Source organism: Desulfomonile tiedjei, from assembly GCA_016212925.1.
GTDB lineage: Bacteria > Desulfobacterota > Desulfomonilia > Desulfomonilales > Desulfomonilaceae > JACRDF01.
The window spans coordinates 1-19,776 of the sequence record JACRDF010000030.1 but is presented as its reverse complement, the minus strand read 5'-3'; the positions used below and the strand labels follow the sequence as shown (position 1 = coordinate 19,776).

Annotated in this window: 20 protein-coding genes and 1 tRNA gene; 8 read left to right on the top strand and 13 right to left on the bottom strand. The window is 54.9% G+C overall.

Annotation, left to right across the window (positions count from 1 at the left end; translation table 11 throughout):
• Positions 1-247 precede the first annotated feature (247 nt).
• The 4 genes from HY913_12955 (at position 248) to HY913_12940 (ending at position 5,698) form a co-directional block, all read left to right on the top strand.
• On the top strand, positions 248-457 hold the full coding sequence (locus tag HY913_12955) for a hypothetical protein (GenBank protein MBI4964181.1): 210 nt from the start codon (positions 248-250) through the stop codon (positions 455-457).
• Positions 458-558: 101 nt separating this feature from the next.
• Positions 559-2,523, top strand: coding sequence for a hypothetical protein (locus HY913_12950; GenBank protein ID MBI4964180.1), 1,965 nt, complete (start codon positions 559-561; stop codon positions 2,521-2,523).
• An 843-nt stretch (positions 2,524-3,366) separates the two neighbouring features.
• A complete protein-coding gene (locus HY913_12945; protein ID MBI4964179.1) occupies positions 3,367-4,464 on the top strand; it encodes a hypothetical protein in 1,098 nt (365 codons plus the stop codon).
• A 379-nt stretch (positions 4,465-4,843) separates the two neighbouring features.
• Entirely contained in the window at positions 4,844-5,698 is an 855-nt protein-coding gene (locus HY913_12940; protein MBI4964178.1) for a hypothetical protein, read from the top strand.
• 660 nt (positions 5,699-6,358) lie between these two features.
• Here the strand turns inward: HY913_12940 and HY913_12935 are convergent.
• From HY913_12935 to HY913_12910, 6 genes are all read right to left on the bottom strand, one after another.
• Positions 6,359-7,321 carry a D-glycerate dehydrogenase gene (locus HY913_12935; GenBank protein ID MBI4964177.1) on the bottom strand — a complete coding sequence of 321 codons (963 nt, stop codon included), beginning with the start codon at positions 7,319-7,321 and terminating at the stop codon, positions 6,359-6,361.
• A gap of 76 nt (positions 7,322-7,397) precedes the next feature.
• Entirely contained in the window at positions 7,398-9,326 is a 1,929-nt protein-coding gene (locus HY913_12930) for a TRAP transporter large permease subunit (GenBank protein ID MBI4964176.1), read from the bottom strand.
• A complete protein-coding gene (locus tag HY913_12925; GenBank protein ID MBI4964175.1) occupies positions 9,323-9,949 on the bottom strand; it encodes a TRAP transporter small permease subunit in 627 nt (208 codons plus the stop codon). The genes HY913_12930 and HY913_12925 overlap by 4 nt, the downstream gene beginning before the upstream one ends.
• Positions 9,950-10,023: 74 nt before the next feature.
• Positions 10,024-11,193, bottom strand: coding sequence for a TRAP transporter substrate-binding protein (locus HY913_12920; GenBank protein MBI4964174.1), 1,170 nt, complete (start codon positions 11,191-11,193; stop codon positions 10,024-10,026).
• 305 nt (positions 11,194-11,498) lie between these two features.
• Positions 11,499-11,575: transfer RNA gene (locus HY913_12915), tRNA-Met, on the bottom strand.
• Positions 11,576-11,671: 96 nt separating this feature from the next.
• Entirely contained in the window at positions 11,672-12,529 is an 858-nt protein-coding gene (locus tag HY913_12910; protein MBI4964173.1) for a gamma-glutamyl-gamma-aminobutyrate hydrolase family protein, read from the bottom strand.
• Positions 12,530-12,802: 273 nt separating this feature from the next.
• Between HY913_12910 and HY913_12905 the strand changes: the two genes are divergently transcribed.
• The 4 genes from HY913_12905 (at position 12,803) to HY913_12890 (ending at position 14,102) form a co-directional block, all read left to right on the top strand.
• Positions 12,803-13,057: a DUF433 domain-containing protein gene (locus HY913_12905; protein ID MBI4964172.1), complete on the top strand. Its 255-nt coding sequence runs from the start codon at positions 12,803-12,805 to the stop codon at positions 13,055-13,057.
• A complete protein-coding gene (locus tag HY913_12900; protein MBI4964171.1) occupies positions 13,041-13,415 on the top strand; it encodes a DUF5615 family PIN-like protein in 375 nt (124 codons plus the stop codon). The genes HY913_12905 and HY913_12900 overlap by 17 nt, the downstream gene beginning before the upstream one ends.
• 67 nt (positions 13,416-13,482) lie before the next feature.
• Positions 13,483-13,773: a nucleotidyltransferase family protein gene (locus tag HY913_12895; protein ID MBI4964170.1), complete on the top strand. Its 291-nt coding sequence runs from the start codon at positions 13,483-13,485 to the stop codon at positions 13,771-13,773.
• Positions 13,770-14,102: a DUF86 domain-containing protein gene (locus tag HY913_12890; GenBank protein ID MBI4964169.1), complete on the top strand. Its 333-nt coding sequence runs from the start codon at positions 13,770-13,772 to the stop codon at positions 14,100-14,102. Before HY913_12895 ends, HY913_12890 begins: the two co-directional genes overlap by 4 nt.
• A 96-nt stretch (positions 14,103-14,198) precedes the next feature.
• Here HY913_12890 and HY913_12885 read toward each other — a convergent pair whose 3' ends face one another.
• The 7 genes from HY913_12885 to HY913_12855 form a co-directional block, all read right to left on the bottom strand.
• The gene (locus tag HY913_12885; protein ID MBI4964168.1) at positions 14,199-14,504 is read right to left on the bottom strand and encodes a hypothetical protein; all 306 of its coding nucleotides are present in this window, start codon (positions 14,502-14,504) and stop codon (positions 14,199-14,201) included.
• Positions 14,505-14,566: 62 nt separating this feature from the next.
• On the bottom strand, positions 14,567-15,709 hold the full coding sequence (locus tag HY913_12880) for an ABC transporter permease (GenBank protein MBI4964167.1): 1,143 nt from the start codon (positions 15,707-15,709) through the stop codon (positions 14,567-14,569).
• Positions 15,706-16,632 carry an ABC transporter ATP-binding protein gene (locus tag HY913_12875; protein ID MBI4964166.1) on the bottom strand — a complete coding sequence of 309 codons (927 nt, stop codon included), beginning with the start codon at positions 16,630-16,632 and terminating at the stop codon, positions 15,706-15,708. The genes HY913_12880 and HY913_12875 overlap by 4 nt, the downstream gene beginning before the upstream one ends.
• 3 nt (positions 16,633-16,635) lie before the next feature.
• On the bottom strand, positions 16,636-17,619 hold the full coding sequence (locus HY913_12870; GenBank protein ID MBI4964165.1) for an HlyD family efflux transporter periplasmic adaptor subunit: 984 nt from the start codon (positions 17,617-17,619) through the stop codon (positions 16,636-16,638).
• Positions 17,616-18,245, bottom strand: coding sequence for a TetR/AcrR family transcriptional regulator (locus HY913_12865; GenBank protein ID MBI4964164.1), 630 nt, complete (start codon positions 18,243-18,245; stop codon positions 17,616-17,618). The genes HY913_12870 and HY913_12865 overlap by 4 nt, the downstream gene beginning before the upstream one ends.
• A gap of 473 nt (positions 18,246-18,718) precedes the next feature.
• Complete coding sequence (locus HY913_12860; protein ID MBI4964163.1) at positions 18,719-19,531, bottom strand: SAM-dependent chlorinase/fluorinase; 813 nt, start codon at positions 19,529-19,531, stop codon at positions 18,719-18,721.
• Between the two features lie 123 nt (positions 19,532-19,654).
• On the bottom strand, positions 19,655-19,776 hold a 122-nt coding region (locus HY913_12855; protein MBI4964162.1), incomplete at its 5' end, for a transposase.

Below are 19,776 nucleotides of genomic sequence, written 5' to 3'. Positions count from 1 at the left end.
TCGTTCGTTTGCCCTAAATTGCATCCTCCTAGTATCCGCAACACTCGATACGGGTGGCTGGTTGGGCCTTACCCGACAGGGACTCGCACCCTGCAAGAGATGCCAAGCTGCGCCTGGCGCACTACCAATGCGCTTTCGTACAAGTAAACATGGCGGGCATCGCGCGTCCCGCGGGACCGCCGCCACATTATGGTAGGGCCAGAGCCTGCCCCGGACAGCGATCCGGGGTCCCTGCCGGCCATTGCTAATGTCCGTTCTTAGAACGGGCATTAATATAAGGGCTTCCGCCATAGACAGCGGTGCGGTCAACACCGGTGAAAAGCGCTTGAATCCTGGGCGCAACGCGAATATCATAGATCCAATTCATGGGGAAGGAACCTTCCTCAGAATGGCGGGCGCGTCCAAAAAAAGGAACCTCAACCTCCAGGCCGCTAAACTCCAAACCGTGGGACCCTGATCGGAGAAATGATCGTGTTAGTTACCGATCGATTTCGAATTGAACCGGTTCCGGAAACTGCAATAACTCTATTAATCCTGACTTGAGCATGGGGGTGAAGCATGGCAACAGAAGGTTCCGAGGATTACCGGACATGGCAGAGGCTTTGCCGGGAGGCTCGCGACAAAGGACTGCCGCAGGCCCCTATGGTGGGGTGGTACGATCCGGGGCGCCTCATGCAGACCGGGATCAACATCATTATCTCAACCGCCCTGGGGACACGCTCGGACGTGAGATGGATGGAGGCCGCTACCGGTAGACGTGAAATAATCGAATATAAGGCTCCGGAAGATGAAAAAGAGGGGTTCTGGTTCGATTACATGGCTGATACGGGCGACGGCTGGGACTCGACGAGTCGGATGGCCTACCTGGTGGGAAAACCGTCCATCGCCTTCCAACGCAACAACCAGACTTACCCAACCAATCGGGGGAAGTTTCTCATCCTGGGCGGGGATGAAGTTTACCCCTGTGCGAGCAAGCAAGCGTACAAGGAGAAGCTGGTCAATCCGTTTTGCGCGATGCAGGACCCGCCACGGACTTCAAACGAACCCAAACCTGACCAGGCAGATCTTTATGCAATTCCCGGGAATCATGATTGGTACGACGGCCTTGTCAGCTTCATGCGACAGTTTCAGCAGGGCCGTGACATCAGCATTTGGCGCACCAAGCAGTGTCGCAGCTATTTCGCGCTGAAGCTGCCGTGCAACTGGTGGTTATGGGGCGTTGACACCCAGCTTGAAGCGGACATCGACTGGCCGCAGGTTCAGTTCTTTCAGTATGCTGCACGCAAAATGAGGGATGATGAACAGAATAACCTCATCGTTTGCACTGCTGAGCCCTATTGGATTTACGCGAACATGTACCAAGACGAGGAAAAGAAAAGGCAACTTTACAACAATTTGAGTTTCTTACTTGGTCCCAAGGTGCTTGGCACGAAACCGGCCAACCTGTATCTCTCTTTGTCCGGCGATCTCCATCACTATAGACGCCATGTGGACGAGTGTAATCCCAATCGGCACAAAATAGTGGCAGGCGGCGGCGGGGCCTTCTTGCATCCTACACACGATTGTGAACTCGTGCAGCGAATATTGGTAAGCGAAATCGCCCGTGTCGGCGAAGAAGACCGGGAAGCCGTACGCATGAGTAAAGCTGCCGAACGCTCATCCGCTAAGACAAATCAGCTCGAACACGACCAGGACCTTCCGGTGTGTAGCAAAGTGACTGATTACAAGCGACTCGGACGAGACAAGTGCGGCACCAGTGGTCCCGAGGATGACCGTTCGGAGGACCGCCCGCTTGCGCCAAACCGTGCGGATGATCAAACGACTGAACACATTTTTCGGTTGGAAGCGCAATTTCCTAGTGAAATGGAATCGCGAAGGCTTTCACGATGGATCCCGGCGTTTATCGGTTTCAATCTTCAGTTTGGAGTGGTCACTGCGCTGGTTTACGTGATAATCGCCGCTCTGATGCTGGATCTAACCGACAAGTGCGGCAACCTGGGGCCGTTTGTGCATCGTTCCTGGATGGGGCTGGCCGTGATTGGAGCCGCTCACGTCGCGGTTTACAGGTACCTTTGTGATGAGAGACGCGGCAATACATTTCGGTGGTTGTGGGGCGGAGGCCACGGGGTGATACAGTTTTTTGCGGCTTATGGAGTGGTTTGTGGCTGGTCTATGCTCGCCATGAGTTACGGTTCCCTGGGTAAGTGGGCTTGCCTTTTGGTGGGCATCCCCGCATCCGGATATCTACTAGGGTCGACCTTGCTGGGCGTTTGGTTTTTCCTGTCTCTCAACATTTGGAAGGTAAATCAAAATGAGGCTTTTTCGGCCCTGCGCAGTACGGATTACAAGAACTTTCTGAGAATGTGCATTAAGCCCGATGGTTCATTGGTGATTTACCCGATTGGGCTAAGGACGCTCCACGAGGACGCGGTCTTGATTGAAGACCCGATTACGATTCGTCCCCGAAAGGCTAAGGAGCGTTCTCAGACTGGAACAGGCTCAACAGCCGTTCAATCAGAATGACATGGAGAAATTAAGTGGTGGCGGCGCACCGATTTCAACCGCGGAAAAGCCGAAATTATAGAAATGATCCCATATGGTTATTTCTCCTGTTTTGGCGTTTCAGCCAGCTTGCCGCCAAGTCGCTTTCAATCGGCCCTACTCCCATGTCGTTCATGGGTCGCAACGGTTGTCGCCGTAATTCCCGACAAAGACGAACTCATAGGGCAGGTTCAGGACTGGTGACGCTCCCAATAGAAGCCTGGATTTTTTATTGACCGGCCACCCCACAACAAGGTAGACTGACTCTTGCAGGGGCTTCTACTCACTAATCCGCTTTAACACCGCCGGATGGGGCGTCATCAGAGGTCTGGCCTTATGGTCGGAATCGGGGGGTTGTGATGAACGGCGGCCATAGAATTGTGCTGTTTGCATCTGTTGCAGCGATATTGATCTATGTCCCCATAAGTGCTTGGGGTCAGTTTAGAGCGTCACCAGGACCACCCCCGCCGCCGCTGCTGCCTATATTCCCGTATCCCACTCCACTCCCTCCCCTTTCGAACACGGGGCTCTTTAATAGTAGATCATTAGATCTGCCTAAAGATTTCGGGAAAAGTCCATTTGAGCCTTTGCAGCCGCTGCCGGTCCCTAAAGTGGCCGAACCTTCCCCTCTATATATGGATCCCGGTGAGGGGCGCGAACCAGGAGTGGCCGATATTCCAACACCGAGTGACGTGCCGCAGATTACACGAATCCCTTCCCTCGATGAGCTGAGACAGATGCGGAAACGTTAAAATAGTGCTGTAATTGAAAAAAGGGGGCGTCGCATCGCAAAAAAAGCCCATTGCTGTTATGGGGGAGAGAGCCATGGCCTATAAGTCAACCGTTATCGCGGCTGTGATGGTCCTGTTTTTTTGCACTTGTCTGTGCAGTACGATAAGTGCGGATCAGTTAGAGTATGAACAACAGCGGTTGGCAGCAAGGGCCCGCGAGCTGGACTCCCGCGCTGCTAATCTACGACAATTAAGACTGCAAATCACGAACGACATCGACGCTCTGGACAGAAAGTTTAAAGAGCTGAGCCGGAGAAAAACGGCGGCAAGAAACTTACAACTGGATTTTGCTAGCTACAATCTTTGCCCTAGAGGCGAACCTTACCACAGATGCAGTCACGGGGACCGGAAAAAATGGTGGCGGGATCAGCAATACGCTAATGCGCTGAGGGGTCTCGATGAATGGGAAAACAAACTATTAGCCTACAAGACGAGGTTGCAGGAGCGAAGAAGCCGCTACGAAGAGAAGGTCCGTCAGCTCTCGGAAGATAACCAGAGGCTTGCACTGGACGTGCAAAAGCTTGTCGTGAAGGCTAAGCAATCCTTCCCTCCGGTCAGACATATCTCCCAACTCAAGAACGAGATCAAACAGTCGCAGACGAGACACCAAGAAAGAGCTATCGAGTCAAAAGAAGCCAACAAACGCCTTCACGAGAGCCTCCAACTGGAAAAGAGACAACTGTCTCAGCGGGACAAACTCAAAGCGCGATTGGACGAACTGAGGGTCAACCCGACCGTATTTGAAATCGAACGGCAGACTCGCGAAGCGGTCGAAGGTTGCAGGAGGGTCTTGAGTTGGGCCCGCGAGGAGTCGAAATGGAGGGTAGCAATAGCAATGGTAAAGGCTTTAGACGACCTGCTTCTGCCTCCCGAACGGAGCGAAGTGGCGAAACATACACACGAAGCGATCATCGAAACTGTACGGGATTCCATGGAGAGCGATTTACGACGCTTGCCTCCTGCCCTTGCTCAAAACCAAGGTATTAACGAGTTAATTTCAGAATATGGTGAAAAACCGGAGAACACGCTCAAGCGCCTATTGAATTGGAGGCTGCCCGATGCGGACGTCAGGGATTTCATCGAAGATGTAGTAAAAGCCCGGAAGGGGGATCAGTCCGATGACCGGAGATGAGGGGCGCCCCATAATGATTCCCTGCCAAGATCAAAGTGGGCTGGACACTTTTACTCTCCTTTGGGTCATGGTCTTAGTGCTTTTGGGACTACTGATCTTAGCCGGCTGTTCACGCGTGGCAGACGAGGCTGCATGCACGTGTCAATCTCTTTATGAACGGCCATCGCTCGATGACAAATTTTTGAACCAGATTATGAAATCCTGTCAGGCGGCAGGCTTCAACTGTGAGGGTGGACGCTGTATCCAAATGCTAATGGAACGCTGTGATCGTGAACAGGAACGAAAGTTTAAGGAAATGTCCGCACAGCTGAACATTGCTAATGGACGGAACGCCGAGCTGAAACAAGAAATTGAGAAAGCCTCACGAGAAGTTGAACGTATGGAAAATACCGTTAAGCGGGGCAGGAAAGGGCTGGAAAAGGCATCGGCCGTAATCAGGAATGTCGAGAATGCCGCGGCAGAGCAGAAAACACAAATGGAGCACAGGAAGGCAGAGTTTCTTAGAACGTGTAAGAGGCTTATAGACCCCCAACGTTGCGATGATTTCGTGCAGTCTATTACCGACAAGAGATCAACCCGGACTCCATCCTCGGCGACACAGAAAGGACCCAAGTTGGTCCCGGAAGACCGGTTCAAGACCTTCAACAGAGCATTTCCTGACTTTGGCAAAGAAGAGTTTCATCTTGCTAATGATGACTTGTATCCAGACTTCATCAAGAACGTGTCTGCCGGAGGTACGTGGACCGAGTTTCTCGCCGTATATAAGGAATTTGTCGAGTGGTGGATCGACCAGGGGTCTCCCCGTGAATCTGGAATAAAGCTGTGGGAGGACTTTCTAGACGATCTGCCGGAGTCGATCGTACGACTCTCCATGCTGTATCACGATCACTATGTGACTGATGAACAGGATGAAATGATGGCATTTTACGACTTCCCCATCGATTACTATGAACATGGGCTCCAAAATAGACCGTTTGTCGAAAATGAGTGGAAGCAATACTTCGAGAAATGGGATTACCGCTATTCCACCATCGAGTCCATAAAGCGTGCCGGCGGATCGGTAGCGTCGGGTGAAGTGAAGGTCAGGATCAAGTATTTTTTCACCTGGTGGGACGCTTCGGGAAAGCCTTTCGCGGGCAATCGCATCGCCTTCATCACATGGAAAAAGATTGGACGAAACTGGAAAATCAAAGGGCTGAGTGAAAAAAGGGCAGAAGCCGCTGAAGATGAATGATGACTAAGTGATCTGGGCGGTTGTCGTTCTATTTGAATAGTTGAGGTGTGATAGACCGGACCCCTGTCAAAAAGGAATTCGAATATAAGGCAATCGCCCTGGGTCCCGACCCGGATGACCCGAACTATCTTGAATTCTAAATGTAGGATGCATTTGCATGCAAGTTGCGTACACAATTCGGGGCTCAAGGCAAGAGGATAGTCTCATGATATAGTCAGGTTAAGTGGTGGCGGTGCAGGGATTTGAACCCCGTAATCCTAACAGGTAAAAATGTATTATCATTTACTTTCAGACGCATAGAGTGATTCTCAAAAGTTCTTTCCGAACGGAATTGCACTGCTGGGCAAGCCAGTCCCGCGTTGCCGGGAAACCCCCAAGTCAATCCGTGATTACTTTCGAGAACTGCTATAAACGGGAGGTAGTTGCAACTTAGTGACAAATCATCACTCGGGGGGAAACTATCTGTACGATTTTTTCTTCTTCAAGGGGGTGACGGTCGCTTGTCTGGGGGCAAGGCGCCGTTCCCATATTTTGGGGCATCCATGCGGCCGGATCACAATCACACCGCACAGTCAATCAATGCCCCCCCACAAGCGCGTTCTTAGCCCTAACATTTAAACAACCGCACAACGCCTGCTCACATTCTGATGCACCCTTTTTCTAAGGATTTAGAAGATTCGGCGGTTTGCCCGTGGTCAGGGCCGCCACCAGGTTCTGCGCTGCCAACATCGCCATGGCGTGGCGCGTGGCTTCGGAAGAGCTAGCGATGTGCGGGGTCAAGACCACATTTTTCAAGGCGAGGAAGGCGGGGTTTAGAGTCGGTTCGTTTTCGTAAACGTCCAGGCCGGCCCCGGCCAGACGTCCGCTTTGTAATGCCTCTACCAAAGCCGCATCGTCCACCACTCCACCGCGTGCGGCGTGGATGAGAATGGCCCCTTGCTTCATCTTCCCCAGCTCTCGACCGCTGATCAGGTGGTGCGTCGACGGGGCGTAGGGCACGTGGATGGTCAGGATGTCGGACCGGGCCAGGAGTTCGTCCGTGCTAACGAAGGCGGCGTTATAAGTCCGCTCCGTATCGTCGTCCGCCTTTTGGGCGTCGTGGTACAGGACCGTCATTTCGAAACCGAGCGCCCGTCTCGCAACCCCCCGGCCGACCCGGCCGAAGCCCAGGATGCCGAGGGTGGCGTGATGAACGTCCTTGCCCAGGAACTGCTTGAGATACCAGCCCTTCCACTGTCCGGCGCGCAGGTGCGCGTCGGACTCGACCACCCGGCGGGCCGTGGACAGAATCAGGGCCCAGGTGAAGTCCGCAGTGCTGTCGTCCAGGACCCCGGGGGTGTTCGTTGCCATGACCCCGGCCTTGGAGCACGCCGCCAGGTCTATGTTGTTGAATCCCACGGCGATGTTGCACACGGCCTTGAGCTTGGGACAGCCGGAGAGAAGGCTCTCGTCGACCCGGTCCACCAAAGTCGCCATGACCCCGGTCTTGTCGGCCAGGTTTTTAGCCAGCGCCTCGGCGTCCATGGGCGTATCCTTCTGGTTCTCGGTCACCTCGAAGTGCTGACGCAAATACTCCAGAACATCTTCGAAAATCTCACGCGTCACTAATACTTTCGGTTTCACATTTCCCTCTACCCAAAAAACTTTTTGAATGTTCTCAAAAAAATGTCATGTCTCTTGGAGACATGACATTTCCATCCTAGTAAACCAGCGACGGCAGCCAGAGCCCGATCTGCGGAAACATATACAGCAGGAACAACGCGAGTATCTGGATCGCCATGTAGGGCATCATCCCCGCAAAGATTTGGTTCAGCGATACGTGCGGCGGGGCCACGCCCTTCAGGTAAAAGGCCGCCATGGCCACCGGCGGAGACAGGAAAGCAGTCTGCAAGTTGAGGGCCACCAGCAGGCCGAAGAAAAGCGGATCGATGTTGAAGTAGGGCAGGAGCGGGATGAAGATCGGCATGAAGATGACGATGATCTCGGTCCATTCCAACGGCCAGCCGAGCAAGAATATGATCACCTGCGCCAAGAGCATGAACTGCACCGGCGTCATGTTGAGCGACTTCACCCAGACATTGATGATCTCCTGGCCGCCGAGCAGGGCGAAGGCCGCGGCGAAGATGGCCGAGCCGACAAAGAGCCAGCATACCATGGCGCTGGTCTTGGCACAGAGGAAGACCGATTCTTTGACCCGCCCGAAGGTGAGCTGCCGGTAGGCGGCCGCCAGGACAAATCCGCCGAAGGACCCCATCGCCGCAGCCTCGGTCGGCGTCGCCAGTCCGACGACGATGGAACCCAGCACTCCTAGAATTAGAAGCGCGAGCGGGAAAAAAGAGCTCAGCAGCATCTTGAAGATCTCGAGCCGGGCGAAAGTGAAGATCGTATAGAAAATCACAAGCCCGGCGGCAACGATCCCAAGTGTAACCCAATAGGCCGTGGGAACCGGCTTGCGCTCGCCCGCTGCGTCCTCCGCCGCTTTGGGCTTTTCCGGCAGGTCCTCGACAGCCGCCTTCGGTTTTTCGACGGCCTTTTCTCCGGCTGCGGGCGACTCCGTCTTGCTTTCGGCCGGGGGTTCCCGTAGTCCGCCGGCTTCTTCTTCCGGCTCCTCCAGATCACCGCGCTGTTCCTGGCTAGCCTGAAAACCCATTTCCTGCAACTCGTCAGACACCACGTAGTCCGGGGCCGTCACGGCCAGATAGATTGAACCCATGAACAAGCTTGCTGCCAGCGCCGGCAGCAAGGCAATCACCAAGTGGTTGACCAGGGTGCGCAGCGGGACGTCGGTGTTGCGCGGCCCCTTGATGGCACCGATCAGCCCTGTTATGACTCTTCTACGGGTCCTGGAGATGATCTCTGCGAATTTAGGCAAGTCTATGCGCCGGTCTTCCTCTGACAGCGGTGGTGCGATGCCCGGCCTGAGTTTCGCGTTAATAATGACCCAAAGAACGTAGAGCGTCGCCAGCATGATGCCGGGAAAGAAGGCGCCGGCATAGAGCTTCACCACCGAGACGCCGGCCGTGGCGCCATAGAGAATCAGAAGTACCGAGGGCGGGATCAGAATGCCGAGTGTCCCTCCGGCGGTCACCGCACCTGCCGCCAGCCGGATGTTGTAACCCGCCTTGAGCATGGCCGGAAAGGCGAGCAGGCCCATCAGGGTCACCACCGCACCGATGATGCCGGTGGCGGTGGCGAAAATCGCGCAGGTCACGATCGTGGCCACGGCCAGCGAGCCGGGGATGGCCGAGGTCGCCAGGTGCAGGCTCTTGAAAAGCCGGTCGATCAGGTTGGCGCGCTCGACCAGATAGCCCATGAAAACGAAAAGAGGCACCGAGATCAGCACGTCGTTGTTCATGACCGCGTAGGCGCGCTGCACCATTAGATCGAGCGTGTGAGTCACTGCCGTCGAGGGGTCTGTGCTGTAGTAGAAAAAAAAGGTAAACATCGTGCCCATGCCCATCAGCGTGAACGCCGTGGGAAAGCCCATCATGATAGCGATCACGATCATGGCCAGCATCAGCAGGCCAAGGTGGCCGGTGGTCATCTGCGACAGCGGCGGCATCAACCAAAACACCCCAATCACAGTCATGGCCATGATCGAGAGCCCAAACCAGACTTCTTTCCTCATGCGTCTCCCCCTTTTTTGGCCACGACGTACTCATCGAGCTTGGCGATGTCCTCGTCCTTGACATGGACCATTTCCATCAGTTTGTCGACATCGACCTCCTCGACGTCCTCCTCACGCGATGGCCACTGGCCCTGCTTCAGGCAGAGGACGCAGCGGATCATTTCAACGATGCCCTGCATCAACAAAAAGGCCCCCGCGACCGGGATGACGGTCTTGAACGGATATATCGGCGGGCCTTCCGAGGTGATGCTCGATCGCTCCAGAATGGCCCAAGACTCGCCGGCATAGGTATACCCGGCCCAACAGAGGGCGCACACTCCGGGCAGGAAGAACACGATGTAGAGCGTCAGGTCGAGGCCGGCCTGCAGCCGCGGCGGGAAGAAGCCGTAGAGGACATCGCCTCGCACGTGGCTGTTCTTCGCAAGCGTGTAGGCGCCCGACATCATGAACAGGGTCCCGTACATCTGGAGCATCACATCGAAGGCATACGCATGCGGGCTGTTGAGCGCGTAGCGCGAGAAAATCTCGTAGGTGATGAGAAAGGTGAGCGACACGATGAGCCAGGAAAAGGTCTTGCCGACAAACGTGCTGATCTTGTCTACCGTGAGCAGTATTTTCTGCATATTCGATCCTAATCAGAAATCAGCCACCCGGGCGCGAAGCCCGGATGGCTGGTCGATGATACCGCCGAATTTCCTCAGCTTTTCTTTTCTGGGGCTTTCTTTCCAAAATAATAGTTGTACGCCATGCGCCGGTTGACGTTGGTGTCCATGTCCCAGGCCACAGCGCGCGCGGCAAACGCTTTCTGCGATTCGACGACTTCCTTGAACAGGGCGTTCTCGGCCGACTTCTTGGCCTCGACCTGGTCGAAGACCTCGAGCTGCTTTTGCAGGATCGGGTCGGGGGTCTTGTAGAACTTGACCTTGTCCTTGGTTTGCATCTCCTGGTAGTCCTTGGAGTAGCGGTCCACGGACTTCCATGACATGTCTGCCGAGGCCGCCTCCACGGCGTTCTCGATGATGGCCTTCATTTTGTCCGGAAGCGCATTGAACTTATCCTTGTTGAACAGGATCTCGAAAGCTTCACCGTTCTGGTGGTAGCTCTGCAGCATGCAGACCTTCGATACGTCCGGGAACCCGAGCAGGCGGTCGGAGGAGGCGTTGTTGAACTCCGCCCCGTCCAGCAGGCCGCGGTCCATGGCCGGCACGATCTCGCCACCGGGCAGTGCGTTCACGGCCACGCCCATACCGGTGAAAAGGTCAATCGAAATTCCCACGGTGCGGAACTTGAGCCCCTTGAGATCATCCACTTTGGCGATCGGTTTTTTGAACCAGCCAAGCGGCTGGGTCGCCATCGGTCCGTAGGCGAAGGACACCACGTTCGCGCCGATGGAATCATATATCTTCTTCAGCAACTCCTTGCCGCCACCGTACTTGTGCCAAGCAAGCATCATGTTGGCATCCATGCCGAAGGCCGGGCTCGACCCCCACAGCGCAAGCGCATTCTGTTTGCCGTAGTGATAGACGAACACTCCGTGGCCGCCGTCAAGCGTGCCCTTGGAGACCGCGTCTAACAGGCCAAAGGCCGGGACCACCGCGCCCGCCGGCAGCACCTCGATCTTGAGGTCGCCGCCGGTCATGTCATTCACCTTCTTGGCGTAGTCGAGGGCATACTCATGGAAAATGTCTTTGGTCGGCCAGGTGCTCTGCCAGCGCATGGTAATCGGCCCTTGGGCCTTGGCGATCATGGGGAATCCCATCGTCGCCGCCCCGGCTGCTGCGGCTGCGATAAATTTCCGGCGGCTGAAACCCTTCTCGGAAGCGACCTTGTCTGGTTTCTTTTTGGCACTGACTTTCTTCTCGTTCATAGAGACCCTCCTGATGTGGTTTTGCAGGCGAGAAAAACAAGATGCCTGCATCTAAGGTGTGGTGGTCGCGGTATACGAGGAATTCACGGAAGATCCTCGCACTCTGTTGAATCAGGTTCCATGGCTTACCCCCGCCTCAGAGAACGGGGGCAAAAGGAGAGAGAACGGCAAAGCGAATGTATAGCGTCACTTTATACCGTGAATTTGAGAAAATTAATAGAGTAAACTAGAAGTTTGTCGCTTAACCCCTCACATTTTTGGGGGTTGGCGATCCACATAGTGGAAAACAATTTAGCAGGGTTATCTGGTGGCGGTGCAGGGACTTGAACCCCGGACACTGCGGATATGAGCCGCATGCTCTAACCTGCTGAGCTACACCGCCTTTACCATCCCCCAAAATAACATTCAGCAGCAGCGAATGTCAAGGTCGGGGGACTTGCAATAGGGTCTCAGGCGACCGATGCTAAAGCGAGCAACCTCACCATGTCGCATCAGCGCGTTGCTGGGACAATAGGTTGGTCGGCTGCTCCAGGCCGGAATTCTTGAGGGTTTCATTGTGGACGCGAGCGATGGCGAGAAAATTACGAATAAGGATGCCTCCTGCCTGCTGGCTGCCCTGAGAGGACTCGGGATGGCCTTGAATGCCATAAACAGGCCTTGTAGGGTGGCGAATGATCTGATTACGGCTCACCTTCTCCGAAGCCAGCAGCACGAACCCCGGCGGAAGCACTTTCACTTCGTCGAAATGGCTCTCCAGTATCCGAAGCCTCCCGTCGGTGCCCTGCAAAATCGGATCGTCGGCAGTGGCCGTGAGCGGAACCACCCCTCCCTGGCGATCTCGTGTATAGGGCATGCAGTCGTCTTCATCCGCTCGCACAGGACCCACCTTCCCGCCAAAGGCCAGAGCAAGCGCCTGATGCCCTCCACAGATCCCTAGTATCGGGATGTTGAGTTGTTCAGCCAACAGAGGCAATGTCCAGAGGAAATTCTGGAGCGCAATGCCCGTCTCGCCGGTGTATCTGCACCACGGGGTCCCTTGAGGGCCGAGGATTATGAACGCGGGTCTGGTTTCCGCGATAAGCTCGTACGTCACCCGGCTGAAATGAACTATTCTGCCGTTGGGATTGCCGCTGATCTCTTTGATCGTTGAATAAGCCCGTCCGCCGCTTCCCGCGTACGGCGCTGCGGACATGGTGACCATGATCCACGGCCTTGCGGACAGCGCATCAGACTTGGCCGGCCGGTCTTTGGCTATAACGTCGGTGATTGCAAAGAGCGAGAAAACCCCGAAGATGAATGCACTCAGAGCGCAGCCTCTAATCCATAACCCTCTCATGGTTGTATCCCAGCAAATGATAAACGAAGAATGGCCACCTTATACACTATTAGTTGACAAGAACACAACGCCCTGACGAACTTTTTTTGATTGCAGGCAAAAGAAGGGTGGACTATCGTGTTAGCATTTTGGAATTGATGACAAACCGGACGGGCACCTGAAGGGTGTCCACGTGCACCCATCAACCGTCTCTATGGCTGGTCCGCAAGGCCTAGAGGAACTATCAACCGACATGAAAGTCACAAGAGTGTAGCTCGAGACCGGAGGTTCAACATGTCTCCCCTCCTGGATAGGATAAGCGTCGATCCCAACGTGTGCCATGGTCAACCGTGCGTGAAAGGCACGCGCATCATGGTGTGGCTCATCCTCGACTACTTGGCAAACGGAGACAGCATCGAGGACATTTTGGCTTCATACCCTGTTCTCACCACCGAAGACATCCGGGCCTGCTTGGCCTATGCTGCCGAGACCGCTCGAGAGAGGGTTGTGTCCATCGACGTGAGCCATAATCATGCGCTTCAAGCTTGACGAAAACGCGGATCAGCGATGGCGGACACCTCTGGAAGAAGCCGGGCATCACGTTTCAACTGTGGCTGAGGAAGGCTTACAAGGAGAGAAAGATCCTGTCTTAGCCCAGACGTGCAAAGACCTGGGCTTGTGTCTGATTACCGTAGATCTCGGGTTTGCCCAGATCCTGGAATATCGCCCGAACGAGTATCCAGGAATCATTGTTTTAAGACATCCGTCTCCTTCCCTGGCTGGAATGAGGGAGCTGATCAGCCAGGTAGCCACTGCGCTAAAGACCCGATCACCCCAGGGACGCCTCTGGATAGTCGAGCCTGGCCGTATTCGCATTCACGGGGTCCCCCAGGATGAAGAGTCTTGACGCCCATCATTTATAATGAATACAGCGAGCAGCAATTCCGTGGGCGAGCGCCTCGTCGGGAAAAGTCATGAACGTTAGCCGACTTCTTCACGAAAAAAGAGACGAGATCCTGGAATTGGCTGACAAGCATGGAGCCATCAACGTGCGGGTGTTTGGCTCCGCGGCTCGAGGAGACGCTTCGGCTTCCAGCGACATAGACTTGCTGGTAGATATGAAGCAGGGCAGCACCCTACTTGACTTGGTCGCCCTGTGGCAGGATCTTGAAGAACTATTCGGATGCAAGGTCCATGTCCTTTCCGAAGGCGGAATCAGCCCCCATCTGCGGGACAGAATCTACTCGGAGGCGAGACCTCTGTGAAAGACGACCGTGTATATCTTTTGCACATTCTTGACGCAATTCAGCGCATTTTGGCTTACACAGCGGAAGGCGAAGAGGTCTTCTTTTCCGACACGAAAACCCAGGACGCCGTGGTTCGAAATCTCGAAATCATGGGAGAAGCTACCAAGAACCTTTCGGCAGAATTGAAAGAAGCCCATCCGGCAGTGCTTTGGAAGCAGGTTTCTGGGATGCGAGACAAGCTGATTCATGACTATTTCGGCGCCAACATGCGGCTTGTGTTTGAAGTGGTCAAACAAAACCTGCCGAGCCTCAAACGAAGTATCGAGCGCATCTTGGACGAATTGTGAGAAGAAGGCTCGCAAAGTTCAGCTCATCGGAGGGACAGCATACCGATTTCTTTGGTCCTGGGCTCCCGCCCGCGTTTGTGACGCCGGAGATCAACACTAAGAATCAAGTACGGCATCCTCGGAATTATCAGGTGGGCGGCTTTTGCCTTGCCGGCCAGAGCGTTTAGTTAGGCGCTGGGTGGAGCGAGTCAAGTCCAGCAGCGACCTCAACGCCTCGTTCACTGAAGCTGAATCATGGAAGGCTGCGGCGATGTCCGGATCGAGGACGATGACGTTAGCCCCTTCCTCCATCAGACGCTGGCAATACTTCCCTCGGACAGCTTTGGAATAGTCGAACGTGTATTCAGGGCGCAATTCATCTCTGGTTTTTCCGGATCTATCCTTCAAGTCGTTTCCTCTCATGCTCTGTCACAGGTCGCCTCCCCGGATGCTCTTCCAAGAACTTGCATGTTTTGAAGCTGTTTCTAATCCAGCGTTTTGCGGTAGCGTTTCACGCCGATTGCTAGGGCGACGACAGTAAAGAGGGCGATCTGCCAAAGCTGCCAGACGACATCTTCGATGCCGTTGCCTTTGAGCAGGATGCCTCGAACGATGCGCAGAAAATGAGTGAGAGGTAGAAGCTCGCCGATCCACTGCGCCCAATCAGGCATACCGCGGAAAGAAAACGCAAACCCTGAGAGCAGTATATTCGGTAGGAAGAAAAAGAATCCCATCTGGATTGCCTGGCGCTGGTTTTCGGCCACAGTGGAAAAGGTAACGCCGATGGCCAGGTTTGCCACAATGAAAACCAGGGATACCACAAATAGCAAGGCCAGGCTGCCCACCATCGGCACTCTGAAAAGAAAATGAGCAGCCACAAGGATTAACCCAACCTGGATGTAGCCAACGAGGACGTAAGGAATTATCTTGCCGACCAGCACTTCGAGCGGACGCGTGGGCATGGAGAGCAGGTTTTCCATCGTGCCGCTCTCACGCTCCCGTGTAATCGCCAGAGCAGTGATCAGGACCATGGTCATTGTCAGGACAACGCCCATCAGGCCAGGCACAATGTTGTACTGCGTGACGGTTTCAGGATTGTAAAGAGCGTGGACTCGCAGGTCTATCGGGCCGTCCGCTGCCGGGAGAAAGGCCAATGGACCTTTGAGATCGTTTTGCAGCGCAGTGGTCAATAATACGTTGAGAGAGCCGAGAGCATTGCTTGTCGTGCCCGGATCGGTGGCATCCGCTTCGACGAGAATCGCGGGCCTGCCGCCTCGAAGAAGATCACGGGTGAAATTCTCAGGGATGTTTATTACAAACTGGACCTCCCCGCGGGCGAGAGCGTCGTGCGCCTCGGATTCCGTCTTTATGTGCCTTACCAAATTAAAGTAACCGCTGTTCTGAATGGCATAGAGCAAGGTGCGGCCCTGCGGGCCGTTGTCTGCCAGGATTACGGCGGTCGGCAAGTGCTTCGGGTCGGCATTGATGGCATAACCAAAGAGCACAAGCTGCATCAGAGGGATGCCGATCATCATCCCGAAGGTCAAGCGGTCGCGACGCATTTGGACGAATTCCTTCAGGACCATCGCCCACAATCGAGCCGGCGAGAATTCGTAGTGCCATCTCATTCCGGAGACCCGTCCTTTGGTCTGCCCATCAGGTGAATGAATGCGTCTTCCAGCCCCGCATCGATCTGACGCCAGTCATATTGCTCGGTGCGAAACGGCGCGATGGCCTTCTCCAGTGCGGCTGCGTCATCACCGCTTACGTGAAGCACGTTCCCGAAAGCCACAGCCTGCTCCACCCCGGGGCGATCGCGAAGCTTGTCCGCGAGTGCAAGCAAATTCCGACCGCTGACCGACCAGGTCGTCAGGCCGGCCCGATCGACAACCTCTGCAACCGTGCCCTGGGTAAGCAGGTTGCCGTTGACGATAAAGGCCAACCTGTGGCAGCGCTCGGCCTCGTCCATATAGTGAGTGGCGATTAGGAACGTCAGCCCTTGGCCTGCGAGTTCGTGAATCTGCTCCCAGAAATCGCGACGGGCCTTCGGGTCCACGCCCGCTGTAGGCTCATCGAGTAGAAGCAGCTTGGGATTATGAATCATGCATGCAGCCAGAGCAAGGCGCTGTTTCCATCCACCGGAAAGCTCACCCGCGAGCTGGTCCTTCCTTTCCGCTAGACCGAGTCGCTCGATGCTCTCAGAAACAGCTTCGCGGCGATTCTTCACGGCATACATACGCGCGACAAAATCCAGGTTTTCGGCGATACTCAGGTCCTCATAGAAGCTGAATCGCTGAGTCATGTACCCGATCTGGCGCTTGATGACCTCGCTCTCCTTTATCACGTCATGGCCGAGGCATGTCCCATGGCCCGCATCCGCGCGAAGCAGTCCGCAGAGCATGCGGATAAACGTTGTTTTTCCGCTGCCGTTGGGACCGAGAAAGCCGCAGATCTCACCTTTGTGGACCTGGAGGTCAATATGGTTTACGGCCGTAAGATCGCCGAAACGCTTCGTCATGCCATGCACATCAATAGCCAGATCGTCAGCCATGTTTCATGAACCGAATTGCACATCCACAGGTTGGCCCGGATGCAATTTGACTGCAGTTTTGGGATCGAAGACCGCCTCAACCATAAAGACCAGCTTGGAGCGGCTCTCCTGGCTATAAATGACCGGCGGCGTAAATTCCGCGCGCGGGGAAATGTAACTCACTGTTCCGCTAAGCGGCTCGGGCAAGCCGTCCACGGTCACTCGTACGGGGTCGCCGGGATGAATCGTAGAAATTCGTGTCTCGGGAACAAACGCTCGCACCTTGATGTTCGGCGGTGGCAGGAGCACAACCACCGGGCGCCCCGCGGCAACCCATTCGCCTTGCCGGTAAAGCGTATCAAAAACCAATCCCGCTTGAGGCGCTAACTGGCGCTTTTGCGAGAGTTCCCATTCCGCCCTGACCAACATCGCTTCCAGTGCCCGCACATTGGCCTCCGCGGCTTCAATTTGGTCGCTACGAGAACCGAGCCGCGCGGTCTGCAAGTCGGCCTGGAGCTGAGCTACCCGCTGGCGATCCTGGTCTCGCGCGGAACGAGCCCGGTCAAAAGCCTGCATCGCAACCGAGTCGGATCGAACCAGTTTTTCTTGCCGCTGAAACTCCAGTTCCGAAAACTCTAATGCAGCCCTCGCCTGCTTGAGTTGCGCGTCCAGGGATTCGATTTCCGAGGGGCGTCGGCCTTTCTTCGCGTCTTCCAGGTTCGCGCGGCCCTGCGCGAGTTTACGTTCAGCTTCATTCCGCACTGCTGTTTCTGCTGTGCTGTCCAAAGCGAAAAGCGGATCGGCTTCCTTCACCTGCGCCCCTCGCTGCACATAGAGGGATTCCAGCGCACCCGGAAGCGGCGACGCAACGTAAACGAATTCTCCCTCCACATAACCCTGCACTCGGTTGGGGTCTTGACTACTGCAACTCGCCAGGATTGACAGAGCCGCGAGGACGCAGACAATGCAGAAAAATGCTCTTCGATGCGGTGCGTGGGAGCCGCTCATAGTTTGGACCGCCCTGTCTCGGTGATCACGCCTTCAAAAATCACCGTTATGATTGTGGAAAAGCCGACCTTCGGCGTGATGCTTAGTTCGGCCAGCTTTTCCGGATTTATGATTCCTTGTACTGCGGCAAGCAGGATCTCTATGATCAAGTTGGCCGGGATGTCTTTCCGGAGGAACCCTGCGCTACGCCCTTCGCCGACGAGCTTGCCGAAATGGCGGTGGATCATGGCCCTGCGTCGGACCTGCGCCATCTCGAAAATCTGTGGCGCGTCCCGTAGGACATCACGCACCCAGGGCGGGCGAATTTCTTCCAAATGCCGCTGCATGCACGCGAGTAGTTGACGCATTCCGGCAAGAAAATCGGATGAGCACTGGGATGTGATCCGCTCCAAGTCCGCTTCAACTTCGTGGAACTTGTCGAGAAATACCGCCTCCACGAGCGCAGCTTTGCTCGGAAAATGGGCATAAAGGGTTTTTTTGCTCATTCCGAGTTCTTCAGCCAAGTCGTCCATGGTCACGCTGCGGAAACCGTAGGCAAAAAAATGTCGTCTGGCCGCGGCAACAATTCGATGGGCAACGGAACTGTCGGCTGAGGTTTTTTGTGGTTGGGTTTTGTCACGGGGCATGGATGGTCTCGCTTCTTACACCTAGGAAACTATCTGAGTATGATCAGTTTCCAGCAAAATGCAAGAACGATTTCGTGAGTCGCGTATCCATTCACTTACGCGGAGAAGACTGGCATTGCGAGGAGCAAAGCGACGAAGCAATCTCCAGTGTTTGTTTTGCATTTAAGTGAGATTGCTGCGCTTCGCTCGCAATGACAAAGCCGGCCCCCCTCACCTAGCTGGAACTGCTGAGAGGGGCTCAGATGCGCGGTAATGTAAGTTATTTGCCGGACAGGACACTACAAGTGGTTGCAAAACCTTGCTGGGCGGCAGAGTTACAGAAGGGGCGCTTCGAGAAGCGCCCAGATTTCGGGCAGTTCCCGAACCGCCCCTACCAAGCCCGGAAACCGGTGCACGTGTTTTCGAGGTTTTGCAACCAGTTGTAGTTGATGGTTGACAAGGAGTGACAAAAAAGGCCGCGGCTCTTCAGCGGTTCAGTCCCATGCTACTCTTACTCGGCTACCGATGTCGAGACCAAGGAAAGATGCTGCATTTCCACGATTCACAGCTATCTCGAGAACTCCGAAACTGTTGATGAGGGCCAAAGGGGCTCCTTCTCGGACCTCAGAAAAGAAGCGGCTGATGCCTTTGATGATAGCATCTCCCACCATCACCGAGCTGATCGGTCTGTCAAGCATCTCCTCTTCGACATTGGTTGTGAGATTGCCAAACCGGTCCACGTAGATAACCTGGCCCTCCAATCCTTCAGTGGTACGAGCGGGCTTGGCAATGGGCAGTATGACCGGATCCGTAATTGGATCTCCCAAGATGTCGACGCTTATTCCCCTGGAAAGATGAGCAGCAACTGGAGCGAAGAGATCTCTGCCATGAAAGGTCGGATGTGGCCGGGGGAGGATGAATTCCGGGTTGGCGATTTCTCTGGCTTCCCATTGAGAAACAGATGAAAGAATCAGAGAAAAGACCCCATTGTCCGGACCGACAAAATAAAGTTCACCACAGCGCAGCACCATGCCGCGGCGTGTACCGCCGACTCCCGGATCGACCACAGCCACATGGATGGTGCCTGCCGGGAAGTAACGGCTCACACCCTTAGTCACGAGAGCAGCGTGCAGTACTTGGAACGGCTCAATGTCGTGGGTTACGTCTATCAATCGGGCGTTCGGATTGATTCCCAGTATGACGCCCTTCATTTGAGCGACAAAGCCGTCTTGCGTGCCGAAGTCCGTGGTTAAGGTTATGATGGGATTCAAGCGTCCGGTGCCTCGCTCAACGACTGTGTCAGACAAGGAAGCATACTACCTGAGAACTGGCGGAATAGCAAAAGCCGGATCGATGGGGATTACTTGTCTCAGCCTGTAATCCCTCAGTTACACGGGGCGATTGTCAGTTCTGTGTCATTGCTGTACGTGTCAAGTAATTCGTGGACAAGACTCGAGGAATTCTAGGGGAGTTTTCCCCCCTAGGGCTTGATGCGGTCTTAGGTTGTTGTAGTAGTAGATGTACTGTTCGAGTTCCTTTTTGAACTCTTCTT